This is a genomic window from Nonomuraea pusilla, assembly GCF_900109355.1.
In the GTDB taxonomy this organism is placed as follows: domain Bacteria; phylum Actinomycetota; class Actinomycetes; order Streptosporangiales; family Streptosporangiaceae; genus Nonomuraea; species Nonomuraea pusilla.
Window position 1 is genome coordinate 44,138 of the sequence record NZ_FOBF01000002.1, and the last position, 16,076, is coordinate 60,213.

The 16,076-nt window shown below is 74.0% G+C and carries 16 protein-coding genes; 7 read left to right on the top strand and 9 right to left on the bottom strand.

The window, feature by feature from the left end; all coding sequences use genetic code 11:
* Positions 1-16: 16 nt before the first annotated feature.
* Genes BMX74_RS03235 through BMX74_RS03245 form a run of 3 tightly spaced genes read right to left on the bottom strand, consistent with a single transcriptional unit; the run spans position 17 to position 3,803 of the window.
* Complete coding sequence (locus tag BMX74_RS03235) at positions 17-1,024, bottom strand: 3-hydroxyacyl-CoA dehydrogenase NAD-binding domain-containing protein (protein WP_256256755.1); 1,008 nt, start codon at positions 1,022-1,024, stop codon at positions 17-19.
* On the bottom strand, positions 1,021-3,003 hold the full coding sequence (locus tag BMX74_RS03240; protein WP_082534625.1) for an acetoacetate--CoA ligase: 1,983 nt from the start codon (positions 3,001-3,003) through the stop codon (positions 1,021-1,023). The genes BMX74_RS03235 and BMX74_RS03240 overlap by 4 nt, the downstream gene beginning before the upstream one ends.
* Positions 3,000-3,803, bottom strand: coding sequence for a crotonase/enoyl-CoA hydratase family protein (locus BMX74_RS03245; protein ID WP_091098157.1), 804 nt, complete (start codon positions 3,801-3,803; stop codon positions 3,000-3,002). Before BMX74_RS03245 ends, BMX74_RS03240 begins: the two co-directional genes overlap by 4 nt.
* Before the next feature lie 87 nt (positions 3,804-3,890).
* Between BMX74_RS03245 and BMX74_RS03250 the strand changes: the two genes are divergently transcribed.
* From BMX74_RS03250 to BMX74_RS03280, 7 genes are all read left to right on the top strand, one after another.
* On the top strand, positions 3,891-4,376 hold the full coding sequence (locus BMX74_RS03250; RefSeq protein ID WP_091098158.1) for a MarR family winged helix-turn-helix transcriptional regulator: 486 nt from the start codon (positions 3,891-3,893) through the stop codon (positions 4,374-4,376).
* A gap of 124 nt (positions 4,377-4,500) precedes the next feature.
* A complete protein-coding gene (locus tag BMX74_RS03255) occupies positions 4,501-5,718 on the top strand; it encodes a Tm-1-like ATP-binding domain-containing protein (RefSeq protein WP_091098160.1) in 1,218 nt (405 codons plus the stop codon).
* The gene (locus tag BMX74_RS03260) at positions 5,715-6,536 is read left to right on the top strand and encodes a phosphoenolpyruvate hydrolase family protein (protein ID WP_055501549.1); all 822 of its coding nucleotides are present in this window, start codon (positions 5,715-5,717) and stop codon (positions 6,534-6,536) included. The genes BMX74_RS03255 and BMX74_RS03260 overlap by 4 nt, the downstream gene beginning before the upstream one ends.
* Before the next feature lie 37 nt (positions 6,537-6,573).
* Positions 6,574-6,984 carry a cupin domain-containing protein gene (locus tag BMX74_RS03265; RefSeq protein ID WP_091098163.1) on the top strand — a complete coding sequence of 137 codons (411 nt, stop codon included), beginning with the start codon at positions 6,574-6,576 and terminating at the stop codon, positions 6,982-6,984.
* An 83-nt stretch (positions 6,985-7,067) separates the two neighbouring features.
* Positions 7,068-7,430: a cupin domain-containing protein gene (locus BMX74_RS03270; RefSeq protein ID WP_091098165.1), complete on the top strand. Its 363-nt coding sequence runs from the start codon at positions 7,068-7,070 to the stop codon at positions 7,428-7,430.
* A gap of 228 nt (positions 7,431-7,658) precedes the next feature.
* On the top strand, positions 7,659-8,531 hold the full coding sequence (locus tag BMX74_RS03275; RefSeq protein WP_055501552.1) for an aldo/keto reductase: 873 nt from the start codon (positions 7,659-7,661) through the stop codon (positions 8,529-8,531).
* A 210-nt stretch (positions 8,532-8,741) separates the two neighbouring features.
* Complete coding sequence (locus tag BMX74_RS03280; protein WP_091098167.1) at positions 8,742-9,260, top strand: RICIN domain-containing protein; 519 nt, start codon at positions 8,742-8,744, stop codon at positions 9,258-9,260.
* Between the two features lie 69 nt (positions 9,261-9,329).
* Here the strand turns inward: BMX74_RS03280 and BMX74_RS03285 are convergent, their stop codons facing one another.
* From BMX74_RS03285 to BMX74_RS03310, 6 genes are read right to left on the bottom strand one after another with little or no spacing between them, the layout of a single operon-like run.
* Positions 9,330-10,958 carry an amidohydrolase gene (locus BMX74_RS03285; protein ID WP_091098169.1) on the bottom strand — a complete coding sequence of 543 codons (1,629 nt, stop codon included), beginning with the start codon at positions 10,956-10,958 and terminating at the stop codon, positions 9,330-9,332.
* A gap of 31 nt (positions 10,959-10,989) precedes the next feature.
* Positions 10,990-12,405, bottom strand: coding sequence for an amidase (locus tag BMX74_RS03290; RefSeq protein ID WP_091098171.1), 1,416 nt, complete (start codon positions 12,403-12,405; stop codon positions 10,990-10,992).
* Entirely contained in the window at positions 12,402-13,304 is a 903-nt protein-coding gene (locus BMX74_RS03295) for an ABC transporter ATP-binding protein (protein ID WP_055501555.1), read from the bottom strand. Before BMX74_RS03295 ends, BMX74_RS03290 begins: the two co-directional genes overlap by 4 nt.
* On the bottom strand, positions 13,297-14,265 hold the full coding sequence (locus BMX74_RS03300) for an ABC transporter ATP-binding protein (protein ID WP_055501556.1): 969 nt from the start codon (positions 14,263-14,265) through the stop codon (positions 13,297-13,299). The genes BMX74_RS03295 and BMX74_RS03300 overlap by 8 nt, the downstream gene beginning before the upstream one ends.
* Positions 14,262-15,128 carry an ABC transporter permease gene (locus tag BMX74_RS03305; RefSeq protein WP_055501557.1) on the bottom strand — a complete coding sequence of 289 codons (867 nt, stop codon included), beginning with the start codon at positions 15,126-15,128 and terminating at the stop codon, positions 14,262-14,264. Before BMX74_RS03305 ends, BMX74_RS03300 begins: the two co-directional genes overlap by 4 nt.
* Positions 15,125-16,075 carry an ABC transporter permease gene (locus tag BMX74_RS03310; RefSeq protein ID WP_055501558.1) on the bottom strand — a complete coding sequence of 317 codons (951 nt, stop codon included), beginning with the start codon at positions 16,073-16,075 and terminating at the stop codon, positions 15,125-15,127. Before BMX74_RS03310 ends, BMX74_RS03305 begins: the two co-directional genes overlap by 4 nt.
* Position 16,076 lies beyond the last annotated feature (1 nt).

The window sequence follows — 16,076 nt, forward strand, 5'->3', positions numbered from 1 at the left end:
GTTCCTCCTCGGAGCGTCAGGGAAGGGCGTGGTGCCGGCTCTTGGCCTCCAGCAGGCCGACGAGCAGCGCGTCACGGTCGGCGACCATGGCGTCCTGGTCGATGCCGTCGAGTTCGGCGTTCACGCCGCCGACGAGCAGGCCGGCCAGTTCGGGTGTCAGGCGCGGCGTGCCGAGGTCGTCCATCCAGGCCTGGGCGGGGGGACCGAGATGCTCCAGGGTGTGCGCCATCCCGCCGGGTCCGCCCGAGAGGTGCTGGTTGACCAGCGGGCCGAGCAGGGCCCAGCGCAGGCCGGGGCCGTGCGCGACGGCGGCGTCGATGTCGGCGACGGTCGCGACTCCCCGCTCCACCAGCGAGTACGCCTCCCGCCACAGGGCGGCCTGGAGCCGGTTGGCGAGGTGCCCTGGGACCTCCTGCCGCACGAGCACCGGCCGCTTGCCGGCGCGGGAGTAGAAGTCCATCGTCTGCCGGACGACGCCGGGGTCGGTGCGCTCGCCGGGCACCACCTCCACCAGCGGGATCAGGTAGGCGGGGTTGAAGGGATGCCCGACGAGCACCCGTTCGGGGTGCCTGGGGCACATCTCCTGCAGCAGGCTGGGCTGGAGCCCGGAGGAACTGCTCGCGATCGGGACGCCCGCCGGGGCGGCCTCGTCGAGCGCGGCGAGCAGCGTCCGTTTGAGGCCGGGGCGCTCCGGCCCGCTCTCCTGGACGAACCGGGCCCCGGCGACGGCGTCGCCCGCGGTCGCGGCGAAGGTGAGCCGGTCGCGGGAGGAGCCGTCGCGGAGCCCGAGCCGGGTGAGCGCGGGCCAGGCCAGGTCGATCCGGGCCCGCAGTCGTTCCTCCGCGCCGGGAGCGGGGTCGAAGGCGGTGACGTCGAGGCCGCGGGCGAGGAACAGCGCCGCCCACCCGGCGCCGATGACGCCGGCGCCGATGACGGCGACCGGCGCGGCTCCCGCGTTCACCGCCGTCCCCGCCGCTCCCGCCTTCACCGCCGTCCCCGCCGCTTCCGGGGTCGCCGCCGTCACCGCGCCTCCCTCGCGCGCTCGCGGGCGAGGGCGGCGAACGCGTCGAGCGCCGCCGGCTCCATGAGGGAGCCCGCCGAGGCGACCTCGTGGGGGTCGGCGCCCAGCAGGATCTTCTTGACGGGGACTTCGAGCTTCTTCCCGGTCCGTCCGTAGGGCATCGCGGGGACGGCCATGACGGCGTCGGGCACGTGCCGGGGGGACAGCGTGTCCCTGATGCGCGCGATCAGGCGGGCGCGTAACGCGTCGTCGAGGGCGAGCCCGTCGGCGAGGGTGACGAACAGGATCAGCTCGCCCATGCCGCCGTCCTCGCTCTCCAGGTGGACGACGAGGCTGTCGGCGACCTCGGGGACGTCCTGCAGGGCCCGGTAGAACTCGGCGGTGCCCAGCCGGACCCCGCCGCGGTTGAGCGTGGCGTCGGACCGGCCGCTGATGAGGCAGGAACCGCGGGGGGAGAAGCGGCACCAGTCGCCGAACCGGAAGACGCCCGGGTGGTGGCTGAAGTAGGTGTCGCGCATCCGGCGGCCGTCGTCGTCGCCCCACAGGCGCACCGGCATCGACGGCATCGGCGCGGCGATGACGAGTTCGCCGACGTCGCCCACGACCGTCCTCCCGTGCTCGTCGAACGCCCTGGCGTCCACCCCGAGGCTCGGCCCGGACATCTCCCCCTCCCACACGGGCTGAAGGGGAGATCCCTGGACGAGGCCGGTGCAGACGTCGGTGCCGCCGCTGCCGACGTTCAGCAGGACCCGGGAGCCGAACTGCTCGGCCACCCACCGGAAACCCTCGGCGGGGAAGGGGCTGCCGGCGACGCCGAGCTGCCGGAGCCGGGACAGGTCGAACTCCTCGCCCGGCCGCACCCCTTCCTTGCGGCACGCCATCAGGTAGCCGGGGCTGGCGCCCATGAGGGTGGCGCCGGTCTCCTCGGCGAGCCGCCACTGCGCGCGCAGGTCGGGGTGGAGCGGGTTGCCGTCGATCATCACGATCGAGGAGCGGACCAGCAGCGCGGACACGAGCGTGTTCCACATCATCCACGCCGTCGTGGTGAACCACAGCAGCCTGTCACCGGGGCCCAGGTCCCAGTGGAACGCGTGGTTCTTCAGGTGCTCCAGGAGGATCCCGCCGTGTCCGTGCACGATGGCCTTCGGCCTGCCCGTCGTGCCGGAGGAGAACAGCACGTACAGCGGGTGGTCGAAGGGGACCGGCTCGAACTCCAGCGCCTCCTCGGCCGGTGCGGCGAGCTCCGGCCACGGGACGGCGTCCGCGAGGTCGAGCCCGCCGTAGGGCACGTGCACGACGTGCTCCAGCGACGGGATGCCCTCCCGGATCGCCTGGACCTGCGCGCGCCGGTCGATCTCCTTGTCCCCGTAGGTGTAGCCCGCCACCGCCAGCAGGACCGTCGGCTCGACCTGGCCGAAGCGGTCCACCACGGCGGGGGCGGCGAACTCGGGAGCGCAGCTCGCCCAGATCCCGCCGAGGCTGGCCGTGGCCAGGAACGCGATCAGGGCCTCCGGGCAGTTCGGCAGGTAGGCGACCACCCGGGTGCCCCGCTCCACTCCGAGCCGCCGCAGTCCGGCCCGGACGCGCCGGACCTGCTCGGCGAGTTCGGCGAAGGTGAGCTCGACGCGCGGGCGGGTCTGGGAATGACCGACGACCGCGACCCGGCCGGCGTCCCGCGGCTCGCCGAAGCAGTGCTCGGCGTAGTTCAGGGTCGCGCCGGGGAACCAGCGCGCGCCGGGCATCGTCCGTCCGGTCAGGACGGTCTCGTACGGCGTGCGGGCCTTGACCTCGAAGTAGGCCCACACGCATGCCCAGAAGTCCTCGATGCCGGTGACCGACCAGTTCCGCAGGTCGTCCCAGGTGGGCACGGTCACGCCGCGTTCGCGGGCGAGCCAGCCGATGAAGTCCGTCGCGCGGGCCCGCGCGACCTGCCCGGGGTCGGGCAGGTACATCGGTTCTGCGGGGGGCAGGGGAGCGCTCATCGGGCGGCTCCCGCTCGGTCGATCTTGGCCGCGCGGCCGCCGAGGAAGTCCCGCATCCGGGATTTCGCCTCGGCGCTGCTCTGCGCCACGGCGGCCATGAGCGATTCCAGGAGCAGCCCCGTCTCGGGGCCCGCGTCCGCGATGCGCGGCAGGGCGCGCAGGACGGCGTAGGTGGCGATCGGCGGGTTCCCGGCGACGCGCTCGGCGAGGTCGAGGGCCTTGGCGATCCCCTCGCCCTCGGCGACCCGGTAGTCGACCAGGCCGCGGGCCTCGCCTTCCGCGGCCGACAGCACCCTTCCTGTGAGCATCATGTCGGTCATCCGCTGGACGCCGATGAGCCGGGACACGCGGACCGAGGCGCCGCCGCCCACGAAGAGCCCGCGCTCGCCCTCGGGGAGCGCGAAGAACGCGGAGTCCTCGGCGACGCGCAGGTGCGCGGCCGTCGCCAGTTCGAGGCCGCCGCCGACGACGGCGCCCTTCAGGACCGCGATCACCGGCAGGGGACCGTGTTCGATCCGGCCGAACGCCTCGTGCCACATGCGTGAGTGGTGCAGGCCGCCGACGGCGTCACGGTCGGTGAGCTCGCCGAGGTCGAGGCCCGCGGAGAAGTGCGCGCCCTCGGCGGCGAGCACCACGGCCCTCGCCCACGCGGGCGGGGCGGCGAAGAAGGCGCCGAGCGCGATGATCGTGGCGTCGTCCAGCGCGTTGCGCTTGGCCGGCCGGTTCAGCAGCAGGACCGCGGTGTCACCGTGGCGCTCCAGCGCGAGGGACGCGGGGAGATCAGGGCAGGAGTGGCTCACGACTCTCCAATTGACAGGCAACCTGATGAAGAAGGCTGAGCCATCATCAGGGTTCCTGTCAATAGCCGCGCTGGCATACTGTTGACCATGGCCAGCGCCCCGCCCCGCCCCACCCCGTCACTGCTGTACGCCGTCAAACGGCTCGAACTGGCGATCAGGGCGCGGCTGGACGAGATGCTGCGCGGCTCCGGCGTGACGACGCCGCAGTACACAGCGCTCACCGTCCTCGAACACCGCGATGGCATCACCGCCGCCCAGCTCGCCCGCGACTCCTTCGTCACCCCCCAGGCCATGGCCGATCTGATCCACGCCCTCGACCGGCGCCACCTCATCCGCCGCGCCGTCAACCCCGGCAACAAGCGCGAACTGCTGATCTACCTCACCGACGAGGGCCGCGCGCTCCTCGGCGCCTACGCCGAGGCCGTCGCCGCGCTCGAGCACCATATGGTCTCCGCCCTCTCCGCCGAGCAGGCCGAGGTCTTCCGCGCCGCCCTCACCGCGTCGTGGACCACCTTGAACCCGCCTCGGAGCCGGACTCCCGCCGGCGGCGCGCTCCGGGCGACCGCCGGCTAGGAGCAGGCGGCGCCTGGCCTGGCATCGCGCCGGGCGGGCGCGCTGGTGCGGGGGTGGGGTCGTTGCGTCCGGCGCCGTGCGTGCCGATGATCGTAAGGCGATCGCGGAGCGGTGAGGAGTGGTGATGGCGACGGTGGTGCTGGTCGGGACGCTCGACACCAAGGGCCTGGAGTACGCGTGGCTGCGCGACAGGCTGCGCGAGCTGGGGTGCGACGTGGTGCTCGTCGACGCCGGGGTGGGGGAGCCGCGTGCGGGCGCCGACGTCGGCAACGACGAGGTGGCGCGGGCCGCGGGCGCGGACGTGGCGGCGCTGCGCGCGGCGGGTGACCGCGGCGCGGCGGTGACGGCGATGGGCGAGGGCGCGGCGGCGGTGCTGGCGCGGCTGCGGGCCGAGGGCCGTCTGGACGGCGTGCTGGCGGTCGGCGGCAGCGGCGGCTCGTCGATCGCGGCGCGGGCCGTGCGCGACCTGCCCGTCGGCGTGCCGAAGCTGATCGTCTCGACCATGGCGTCGGGCGACGTGTCGCCGTACGTCGGGGCGAAGGACGTGACGCTGATGTACAGCGTCGTGGACATCGCGGGGATCAACCGCCTGTCTCGGGTGATCCTCGGCAACGCGGCGGCGGCGGTCGCCGGGATGGTCTCCGCCCCGCCGGCCGGGGGAGAGGGAGACCGGCCGCTGGTGGCGGCGTCGATGTTCGGCGTGACGACGCCGGCCGTGGACGCGGCCAGGGAACGGCTGGAGGAGCTCGGCTACGAGGTGCTGGTGTTCCACGCGACGGGCTCGGGCGGCAGGGCGCTGGAAGGGCTGGCGGCCGGGGGCATGCTGGCGGGCGTGCTCGACCTGACCACGACCGAGCTGGCCGACGACCTGGTGGGCGGCGTGCTGTCGGCGGGACCCGACCGGCTGACCGCCGCCGGCGCGCACGGGGTGCCGCAGGTCGTGGCGCCGGGCGCGCTCGACATGGTGAACTTCGGCCCGCGCGCCAGCGTGCCGCCGCCTTTCGCGTCGCGGCTGCTGTACGTTCACAACCCCACGGTCACGCTGATGCGGACGACCGAGGACGAGATGGCCGAACTGGGACGCCGGGTGGCGGCGAAGCTGCGGGAGGCGCGCGGCCCCGCCGCGCTGTTCGTGCCGCGCCGCGGGGTGTCCGCGCTGGACGCGCCGGACGGCGCGTTCGAGGACGCGAAGGCGGACGCGGCCTGCTTCACGGCGATGACCGAGGGGCTGCGCGGCTCGGCGGTGGCGGTGGAGGACCTCGATCTGCACATCAACGACCCGGCGTTCGGCCGGGCGATGGCGGAGCGGTTGCATCAGATGATCTCTGGAGGTATGCGGTGAACAGGCAGGACGTGCTGGCGAGGCTGCGGGCGACCGTGCAGGCGGGGCGGCCGGTGATCGGCGCGGGCGCGGGCACGGGCCTGTCGGCCAAGTGCGCGGAGGCGGGCGGCGTCGATCTGATCATCATCTACAACTCGGGCCGGTACCGGATGGCGGGCCGGGGCTCGCTGGCGGGGCTGCTGCCGTACGGCGACGCGAACCAGATCGTGGTGGAGATGGCGGGCGAGGTGCTGCCGGTGGTGCGGGACACCCCGGTGCTCGCGGGCGTGTGCGGCACCGACCCGTTCCGGGTCATGCCGCGCTTCCTCGACCAGCTCAAGGCCATGGGGTTCGCGGGGGTGCAGAACTTCCCGACCGTCGGCCTGTACGACGGCGTGTTCCGGCAGAACCTGGAGGAGACGGGGATGGGGTTCGCGCTGGAGGTGGAGATGGTCCGGCTCGCCGCCGAGCGCGACCTCGTGACGGCCCCGTACGTGTTCGACGCCGGCCAGGCGCGCGCGATGGCGGAGGCCGGCGCGGACGTGCTGGTGCCGCACGTCGGGCTCACCACGAAGGGGAGCATCGGGGCGGGCACGGCCCTCAGCCTGGACGAGGCGGTCGAGCGGGTGCAGGAGATGCGTGACGCGGCGGCCGAGGTGCGGCCGGACGTCCTGGTGCTGTGCCACGGCGGGCCGATCGCCGAGCCGTCGGACGCGGCGTACGTGCTGGAGCGCACGGAGGGGGTGGTGGGCTTCTTCGGGGCCTCGTCGGTGGAGCGGCTGCCGACGGAGCGGGCGATCACGGAGCAGGTGCGCGCCTTCAAGGCGCTGGACGTGTGAGAGGGCCTTCTGGGCCGCTGGACGAGAGGGGCGGGACATGCGTGTACGGCCGGACGCGGTGGAGACGATGGCGTTCGACTGGGGGTCGATCAAGTGGTTCGTGACGCCGTCGGTCGTGCCCGGGGCGGGGAGCACGCTGGGGGAGGTGATCGTGAACCCGGGGCGGGGGCACGAGCGGCACCGCCATCCGGCGGCCGAGGAGGTCATCTATGTGATCTCGGGCGAGGGCACGCAGACGGTGGACGACGGCGAGCCGTTCCCGATCCGGGAGGGCGACGCGGTGCACATCCCGGCGGGGGCGTTCCACTCGACGTTCAACGCGGGGTGGCGGCCGCTGCGGCTGATCGTGACGTACACGCCGGGTGGTGAGGAGCGGGCGCTGGAGTCGGCGCCGGACCTGTGCGTGTACGGCCCGGGAGCGGTCGCGGCCTGGCGGCAGGACCGGTAGCGCGCTGGAGGCTTTATCCCGATATATGCCCTTGTTGGGCTGTATGGCCGGTGCGAGACTGGGGCTGACGGAAGGGGGACGTCATGATCGAGGTCAAGAGCGTGGACAAGCCGGACGAGCGTCGCGACTTCCCCATGGGGCACCTGGAGGTGTGCAACCTCAGCGGCCTGACCTTCGGCGTGGCCACCTTCGAGCCGGGGTGGCGCTGGTCCGAGTCGATCAGGCCGATCGCCGGCACCGGCTCCTGCGAGGTGCACCACAGCGGGTACGTCCTGCGGGGCCGGTTGCGTCTGCGCATGGACGACGGCACCGAGGCCGAGGTGGGCCCGGGTGAGGTCTTCGTCTGCCCGCCGGGGCACGACGCCTGGGTGGTCGGTGACGAGCAGGCCGTGGTCTTCGACTTCGCCGGCGGCGCCGCCGAGTACGCGAAGTCGAAGGCCGGCTGACCTCCGCGAAGCCGGAGGCCGCCCGGCGGGGTGCGCGACGTCGAAGGCCCGATTCGCGAGGGCCAGGTCGGAGCTCCCGGCGCCACACGCGCGCCGGGGGCTCCGCCGTCCCGAAGCCGTCCCGAAGCCGTCCCGAGACCGTCATCGAGGCCGTCCCGAGACCGCCCCCGAGGGCCTTCCCGGGGGCGTCTCCCCAGGTCGTCGTGGCCGTCCTGCGAGGATGGCCGTATGAGCACACAGTCTGCCTCCCGCCCCGCGGACTCCTCCGGGACGTTCACGCTGGGCGGCGACCTGACCGTCAACCGGCTCGGCTACGGCGCCATGCAGCTGACAGGGCCCGGCGTCTGGGGCGAGCCGAAGGACCCCGGCGAGGCCGTCCGGGTGCTGCGCCGGGCCGTCGAGCTGGGCGTGAACCTCATCGACACCGCCGACTCGTACGGGCCGTTCGTGAGCGAGCGGCTGATCCGCGAGGCGCTGCACCCGTACCCCGAGGACCTGGTGATCGCGACGAAGGGCGGCCTGACCCGCTCCGGCCCGAACGACTGGCGGCCCGTGGGGCGGCCCGAGTACCTGCGCCAGCAGACCGAGCTGAGCCTGCGCCACCTGGGCCTCGACCGCATCGACCTGTACCAGTTGCACCGCATCGACCCGAAGGTGCCGCTGGAGGACCAGCTCGGCGAGCTGGCGTTGCTGCGGGAGGAAGGCAAGATCCGGCACATCGGCCTGTCGGAGGTGACGGTCGCGCAGATCGAGCAGGCCAGGCGGATCACCCCGATCGTGTCCGTGCAGAACCTGTACAACCTGGCCGACCGCCGCGCCGAGGACGTCCTGGAGCACGCCGAGCGGGAGGGCATCGGGTTCATCCCGTGGTTCCCCATCGCGACGGGCAAGCTGGCCCGGCCGGGCGGGCCGCTGGAGAAGGCGGCCGAGGGCCGCGGCGCCACCCCGGCGCAGCTCGCGCTGGCCTGGCTGCTGCGCCGCTCGCCGGTGATGCTGCCGATCCCGGGGACGTCCAAGGTGGCGCACCTGGAGGAGAACATGGAGGCGGCCCGCATCGAGCTGTCCGACGAGGAGTTCGCGGCCCTGTCCTCCGCCGCCTGACCCGGGCTCGGAGGCCGCCGCGCGAAGGGAGGGGCGGAGGCCGGGGGGAGCGGGTCTGAAGCCGAGGCAGCGGTGAGGACGGTCGTCTTGGCGCGACCTTTAACCGGCCCGCGCCCGGCGGTACGGGCCGAGGGACCCCGCACCGGGGAGAGTGATCACGCCGGGGAGCCGGGCGGCTCCCCTTCGTGACGTGGAAGGAACACACACGCGATGATCACTCTCCGTCAGGTGGTCCGGGTGGCGTCGGCGGCCGCGGCCGGTCTCGCCGTCGCCGCGGCGGCGGCCGGAACGGCGTCCGCCGCCACGGCCCCCGACCGGGCCAGGGAGGCCACCGGGTACTGCCTGGACAGCGGCGGCAACAGCTCCCGCATCAAGGTGCCCGCCTACCTGTGGGGCGACTGCTCCAACTCGTCGCCGAACCTGCGCTGGGTCGTCGAGGACGGCCAGATCAGGAACGTCGCCACCGGCTACTGCCTGGACAGCGGCGGCGACTCGTCGCGGGCGAGGGTGCCCGCGTACCTGTGGGGCGACTGCTCCAACTCGTCGCCGAACCTGCGCTGGGTCGTCGAGGACGGCCAGATCAGGAACGTCGCCACCGGCTACTGCCTGGACAGCGGCGGCGACGACTCCAGGATCAAGGTGCCGGCGTACCTGTGGCACGACTGCTCCAACCCCTCCTCCAACCTCAGGTGGGTCGTCGAGGGCGGCCAGATCAAGAACGTCTCCTGACCCGGGCCCTGCCCGGCACCCGGGGCCGCCTCCCACACGGGGGCGGCCCCGGTTGCGTGAGCCGCCGCCTCAGAAGGCCCGGTGCGTGTGGACGCGCTCGCCTTCGACGTAGGTGGCCAGCACTGACGTCCCGGCGAGCTCTCCGGGCGGGATCGCGTACGGGTCGCGGTCGGTGACCACCAGGTCGGCGAGCTTGCCTCTCTCGATGGTGCCGGTCCGGGTGTCCAGGTGGTTCACCCTGGCGGTGCCGGCCGTGTAGGCGACCAGCGCGGCGGTCAGGCTCAGCCGCTGTTCCGGCAGGAACGCCTCGGCGCTCTCGCCGGGAGGCGTGCGGTTGACGGCGACGTGCAGGCCGAGGAACGGGTCCGGGCTGCTGACCGGCCAGTCGCTGCCCGCCGCGAGCGGGGCGCCGGCGCGGAGGAGGGCGGCGAACGGGTACTGCCAGGCCGCCCGTTCGGGGCCGAGGAACGGGATGGTCAGCTCGTCCATCTGCGGCTCGTGGGCCGCCCACAGCGGCTGCATGTTGGCGGTGACGCCGAGCGCGGCGAAGCGCGGCACGTCGTCGGGGTGCACGACCTGCAGATGGGCGATGTGGTGGCGGTGGTCGTTGCGGCCGTTGGCCGCGCGCGCCGCCTCGAACGCGTCGAGCGCCTCCCGGGCGGCCCGGTCCCCGACGGCGTGCACGTGGACCTGGAAGCCTTCGGCGTCCAGGCGGGTGACGTGCCGGCGCAGCGCCTCCGGGTCGACGAAGCTGATCCCCCGGTTGGCGGTCACGCACCCGCACCCGTCGAGGTAGGGGGACGTCATCGCGGCGGTGAAGTTCTCCGCCACGCCGTCCTGCATGATCTTGACGCTGGTGGCGCGGAAGCGGCCCGCCTCGCCCCTGCGGGCGAGCAGCTCGGGGATCTGCTCCTCGCCCCTGTCGCGGTCCCACCACAGCGCGCCGACCACCCGGGCGGTGAGCAGCCCGGACTCGGCCGCCGCCAGGTAGGCGCGCTGCACCTTCTGATCGACCATCGCGTCCTGCCAGGCGGTCACGCCCGCGGCGTGCAGCCGCCGCTGGCCGGCCAGGAGCGCGCGCAGCATCGTCTCCTCGCCGGGCTCGGGGACGTGCCGGCCGACGAGGTGCGACGCGCCCTCGTGGAGGGTCCCCTGCGGGGCGCCGCCGGGCTCCCGCTCGATGCGCCCGTCCGCCGGGTCGGGGGTGTCCGCGCCGACGCCGCTCAGCTCCAGCGCCCGGGTGTTGACCCAGGCGCCGTGGCCGTCCCGGTTGATCAGGTGGACCGGCCGGTCGGGCACCACCGTGTCCAGGAGATGCCTGCTGGGGGTCCCGCCGGGGAACCACTCCATGGACCAGCCGCCCCCGCTGATCCACTCCGCCTCCGGGTTCGCGTCGGCGTACGCGCGGACGGCCGCGACCGCCTCGTCCGCGTCGCGGGTGTCGTGCAGGTCGCACCGGATCATGGTGAGGCCGGCCAGGACGGGGTGCACGTGGGCGTCCTGGAAGCCTGGGAGCAGGGCACGGCCGGCCAGGTCGACGACCTCGGTGGCGGGGCCGGTCAGGGGCCGGACGTCGGCGTCCGCGCCGACGGCGACGATCCGGCCGCCGCGGACGGCGACCGCCGTGGCCTCGGGGCGGTCCGGTGCGAGCGTGTGCACGGGGCCGCCGCGGAGGACGAGGTCGGCGGGGGCGGTCATGCGGGTTCTCCTTCTGGTGCGGGCGGAGTGATCACAGGGATTCCGGGCGGTGCGTCCAGGGGCGGACGCGCTCGACGGCGGCCCCGACGCGGAAGACGGCCTCGTCGTCGTAGCCGCGGCCGACGATCTGGACGCCGGTCGGCACGCCGTCGGAGGCGAAGCCGGACGGCACGTTGAGCACCGGGCAGCGGCTGGCGATGTTGAAGACGGTGGTGAGCGAGTACTCCATGTAGTGGTCGAGTTCGACGCCGTTCACGGTGAGCCTGGTGTCGACGTAGTCCTCGCCCGCGCGCAGGCCGGGCGCGCCGGTGGTGGGGCAGATCAGCGCGTCGTGGCGGTCGAGCAGGTCGCCGATGGGGCGGTAGATCGCGGCCTCCAGCTCCAGGCCGGCCAGGAAGCCGCCGCCCCGCTCGTACGTGGTCCTGGCGTACGCGGCGAAGTCGAGCGCGTACGGGGTGAGCAGGTCGCCGTGCTCGGCGGCGATCCGGCCGACCATGGGGCCGAAGATGGCGCCGAAGTGGATGAAGGCGGCGCGCATGACGTCGGCGCGGCGCAGCCCGACCTCGACCTCCTCGACGACGGCCCCGGCGTCCCGCAGCGCTTCTGCCACGGCCAGGGTGTTGGCGGCGATCTCCGGCTCGATCTCCCAGTCGCCCAGGTTGGGCGCGTACGCGACGCGCATCCCGGTGACGTCGCCCAGCCGGTCGGGGATCGTGACGGCGGGGCGGAGCGAGACCACGTCGTGGGGGTGCGGGCCGGCGATGACGTTCTGCAGCAGCGCGCAGTCGGCGACGGTGCGCGCCATCGGACCGTCGTGGCAGTAGTGGTCGAGGTTGAACGGCGGCATCGCCGGCACCCGGCCGTAGGGTGGCTTGTAGCCGACGGTGCCGGTGTTGGCGGCGGGCAGCCGGATCGAGCCGCCGATGTCGGAGCCGGTGGCGAGAACGGTGGTGCCGGAGGCGAGCGCCGCGCCCGCGCCGCCGGAGGAGCCGCCGGGGGAGTAGCCGAGGTTCCACGGGTTGCGGGTGACGCCCCACAGCTTCGAGTGGGTGAACGCCGCGCAGCAGAACTCGGGCGTGGTGGTGCGGGCGTGCACGATGCCGCCCGCGGCGACGATGCGTTCGACGACCGGGTGGGTCACCTCGGCCACCTCGCCCGCGTGGGCCAGCGAGCCGTCCGAGGCGACCCGCCCGGCGATCGGCTGCTCGTCCTTCGCGGCGACGGGGATCCCCTCGAGGGGGCGCGGGGAACCGTCGCGGTAGGCGCGCTCGGCCTGCTTCGCCTGGAGGAGCGCCTCCTCGAACATGCGCTCGCTCAGCGCGTTGACCTGGGGCTCGACGGCCTCGGCCCGTTCGACGAGCGCGGTCATCAGCTCGACGGGGGACAGCTCGCGGGAGCGGAACATCCGCAGGGCCTCGGTCGCGGGCAGGTAGGGGAGGTCGGTCACTCGGCCGCACTCCTTTCCGTGGGTCGGGTTTGTGATGCGTGAGGGAGAAGGGGGCCAGGGGAGGCGGGAGCGGGCGGCGCCTCCCGCAGCGCGGCCGCGAGGGCGCGCCGGTCGGCCGCGATCCCGGCGGGGTCCCAGCCGGGCCGCGGCACGGAGTGGAGCAGCAGCCGGGTGTACGGGTGCCGGGGCGCGGCCAGCACGTCCCGGGTCGGGCCCGTCTCGACCACGCGCCCCTGGTAGAGCACGAGGATGTCGTCGGCGACGTGCCGGACGAGCGCCAGGTTGTGCGTGACGAAGAGGTACCCGACGCCGGTGTCGCGGCGGATCTCGGCCAGCAGGTCGAGGATCTGGGCCTGGATGGACACGTCGAGCGCCGCCGTCGCCTCGTCCAGGATCAGCACCTTCGGCTCGGTCGCCAGCGCGCGGGCGATCGCGGCCCGCTGGCGCTGGCCGCCGGACAGCCGCCGGGGCAGCGCGTCCGCCTCCCGCTCGCCGAGGCCGACCCGCGCCAGCAGCTCGTCGCGCCGGGCCCGGCGCTGCGCCGGGCTCATCGGGAAGTGCAGGCGCAGCGGCTCCTCGACGCACCCGGCGACGGTGACGCGGGGGTCGAGCGAGAGGTAGGGGTCCTGGAAGACCATCTGGAGCTCCCTGGCGCGGGCCAGCCTGGTCGCCCTGCCGCGCGCGGCGTGCGAGCGGTCGCGCCCGCCGACCCGGATCCGGCCGGCGTCCGGCCGTTCGAGGCCGACGAGCATCCGCGCCGTGGTGGTCTTCCCCGACCCCGACTCGCCCACGATGGCCAGGGAGCCTCCGGGAGGCAGCGAGAAGGAGACGCCGTCCACGGCGACGTGGTCGCCGAACGTCTTGCGCAGGCCCTCGACCTCCAGCGCGTGCTCAGTCATGGATCAGCTCCTCCGCGCGCAGGCAGGCGACCTGGGCGCCCTCGATGTCGCGCGGGGCGGGCTCCCCCTCACCGCACCGGGGCAGCGCGTGGGCGCACCGGGCCGCGAACGCGCATCCGTCCGGGGCCTCGGCGAGCGACAGCGGCCGCCCGGGGACCCCGCGCGGCGCCCGGTCGGACTCCAGCCGCGGGGTCGCGGCCAGCAGTCCCGTGGTGTACGGATGGCGCGGCCGGCCGAAGAGCCCTTCGGCGGTCTGCGACTCCACGATCCGGCCCGCGTACATCACGTAGATGCGGTCGCAGATGGCCGCGGCCAGCTCCAGGTCGTGGGTGACGAAGAGCATCCCCATGCCGCGTTCGGCCTGCAGGCGGGTGAGGATCGAGATCACCTCGGCCTGGGTGGTGACGTCCAGCGCCGTGGTCGGCTCGTCGGCCAGCAGCAGCCGGGGCTCCCCGGCGAGCGCGCCCGCGATCATCACGCGTTGCAGCATGCCGCCGGAGAACTCGTGCGGATACCTGCGCAGCGCGGCGCGCGGCTCACGGATGCCGACCGACTCCAGCAGCTCCGCCGCCCGCCGGAGCGCGTCCTTCCTGGGCACGCCGCCGGCCCGCATCCCCTCGGTGACGAAGTCGCCGATCCTGCGCAGCGGGTTGATGGAGGCCCGGGGGTCCTGGAAGACCATGGAGACGTCCTGGCGGCGCAGCTCGCGGAGCCGGGCGGGCGACATCGTCAGGACGTCGTCCCCGTCCAGCCGCAGGGCGCCGGTGGCCGCCGCCCCTTCGGGGAGCAGCCCGAGCGCCGCCCGGCAGGTGACGGACTTGCCGGACCCGGACTCGCCGACCAGCCCGACGGCCTCGCCCTGCGCGACGTGCAGCGAGACCCCGTGGAGGACGGGCCGCGCGGCCCTGCCCTGCGCGAGCCGCACGGTCAGGTTCTCGACGTCCAGCAAGGGAGCGGTCATCGCTGCTCCCGCCGCGCGACGCGGTCGGCGATGGACTCGCCGACCACGCTGAAGGCGACCACCGTGACGACGATGGCGACGCCGGGGGCGAGGGCGGGCAGCACGGCGCCCTGCAGCAGGGACGGTGAGCCCTCGTTGATCATCGCGCCCCAGTCGGCGGTGGGCGGCTGCACGCCGAAGCCGAGGAAGGACAGCGCCGCGAGGTCCATGAGCGCGTACCCGAAGTTGATCGCGGACTGGGCGAGGATCAGCGGCGCGATGTTGGGGAGCAGGTGCTTCACGCAGATCACCCAGCCGGACCAGCCCTGCACCCGGTACGCCTGGATGTAGGGGCGGGCCTTCTCCTGCAGGGCCACGCCACGCGCCAACCGGCCGACGTACGGCGCGTAGGCGACGCTCATCGCGATCACCGGCGCGGTCAGCCCGGTGCCGAGGACCGCCACCAGGATGATCGCCAGCAGCAGGGCGGGGAAGGAGAAGACGAGTTCCATGGCGCGTGACAGCACGGAGTCGACGACTCCGCCGTACCAGGCCGCCGCCACCCCGAGCAGCGTGCCGAGTGCCGTCGACACGATCACGACCATGAGCGGGCCGAGCAGCCCCGTCCGGGCGCCGTAGATCAGCCGGGACAGGACGTCGCGCCCGGACTGGTCCGCGCCCAGCAGGTGCTCGGGAGTGGAGCCGCTCAGCGTCGCGGACAGGTCCACGGCGTCGGGGTCGTGCTGTGTGATCAGCGGGGCGAGGGCCGCCGCCGCGATCAGCAGGGCCAGCAGGGCGAGGGCGGCGGTGACGAGCTTGTCGCTCCTCGCGATGCGGGCCAGCGGCGCGAGGAGCCCGCGCCGGTGGACGGGTACGGCGGTCATGCGGTGCCGCCCTTCGGACGGGTCAGACGGGGGTCGATGAGCGGGTGGAGCAGGTCCACGACGAGGTTGGCGGTGACGAAGGCCAGCACCACCAGCAGGCTGACCGCCTGCACGACCGGGAAGTCCTTGACGGTGACGGAGCTGACGAGCAGCTGGCCGACCCCGGACAGGCCGAAGGCGGTCTCGACGATCGAGGTGGCGACCAGCAGGCCCGCGACGACGGTCCCTGTCACGGTGCTGATCGGGCCGAGGGCGTTGCGCAGCACGTGCCGCCGCACCACGTCCGAGCCGGGCACCCCGCGTGAGCGGGCCACCTCGACGTGCTCGCGTCCCAGCTCTTCCAGCATCGCCGTCCTGGTGACCCGGGCCAGCAGGCCGACGAAGGTCAGGGCGAGCGCCGCCGCCGGGAGCGTCAGGTGGTGGACGCGGTCACCGAGGCCGCTGCCGTTGCCGAAGGCGGGGAACCAGCCGAGCTGGACGGAGAACAGCGAGATCAGCCCGATCGCGGCGACGAAGGACGGCGTCGCGGTGGCGATGCCCGTGCCGACCAGCACCAGCCGGTCGACGACGCCCCGCCGCAGCGCGGCCACCGCGCCGAAGGCGAGCCCGCCGATCACGATGAGCAGGGCGGCGTAGCCGATGAGCCACAGGGTCGTCGGCAGCCGGGCCATGACGAGACCGGCGACGTCCTGCCTGAACTGGGCCGACTTGCCGAAGTCGCCGGTGACGACCCCGCCGATCCACTTCGCGTACTGGACCAGGAACGGGTCGTTCAGGTGGTACTGCTCCTTGATGGCCGCGACGGCCGCCGGCGAGGCGGAGCGCCCTCCCAGGAGGAAGGACGCCGGGTCACCGGGGGCGAGATGGACGGAGCCGAAGACCAGGAACGACGTGACCAGCAACGTCACGGCGATCCCGCCGGCCCGGCGGAGGAGGAGGCCTGCCATC

Excerpts from the sequence above, each read along its gene's own strand:
- BMX74_RS03240 (WP_082534625.1), bottom strand. The coding sequence starts at position 3,003 with ATGAGCGCTCCCCTGCCCCCCGCAGAACCGATGTACCTGCCCGACCCC.
- BMX74_RS03250 (WP_091098158.1), top strand. The coding sequence starts at position 3,891 with ATGGCCAGCGCCCCGCCCCGCCCCACCCCGTCACTGCTGTACGCCGTC.
- BMX74_RS03255 (WP_091098160.1), top strand. The coding sequence starts at position 4,501 with ATGGCGACGGTGGTGCTGGTCGGGACGCTCGACACCAAGGGCCTGGAG.
- BMX74_RS03265 (WP_091098163.1), top strand. The coding sequence starts at position 6,574 with ATGCGTGTACGGCCGGACGCGGTGGAGACGATGGCGTTCGACTGGGGG.
- BMX74_RS03270 (WP_091098165.1), top strand. The coding sequence starts at position 7,068 with ATGATCGAGGTCAAGAGCGTGGACAAGCCGGACGAGCGTCGCGACTTC.
- BMX74_RS03275 (WP_055501552.1), top strand. The coding sequence starts at position 7,659 with ATGAGCACACAGTCTGCCTCCCGCCCCGCGGACTCCTCCGGGACGTTC.
- BMX74_RS03280 (WP_091098167.1), top strand. The coding sequence starts at position 8,742 with ATGATCACTCTCCGTCAGGTGGTCCGGGTGGCGTCGGCGGCCGCGGCC.
- BMX74_RS03285 (WP_091098169.1), bottom strand. The coding sequence starts at position 10,958 with ATGACCGCCCCCGCCGACCTCGTCCTCCGCGGCGGCCCCGTGCACACG.
- BMX74_RS03295 (WP_055501555.1), bottom strand. The coding sequence starts at position 13,304 with ATGACTGAGCACGCGCTGGAGGTCGAGGGCCTGCGCAAGACGTTCGGC.
- BMX74_RS03300 (WP_055501556.1), bottom strand. The coding sequence starts at position 14,265 with ATGACCGCTCCCTTGCTGGACGTCGAGAACCTGACCGTGCGGCTCGCG.
- BMX74_RS03305 (WP_055501557.1), bottom strand. The coding sequence starts at position 15,128 with ATGACCGCCGTACCCGTCCACCGGCGCGGGCTCCTCGCGCCGCTGGCC.
- BMX74_RS03310 (WP_055501558.1), bottom strand. The coding sequence starts at position 16,075 with ATGGCAGGCCTCCTCCTCCGCCGGGCCGGCGGGATCGCCGTGACGTTG.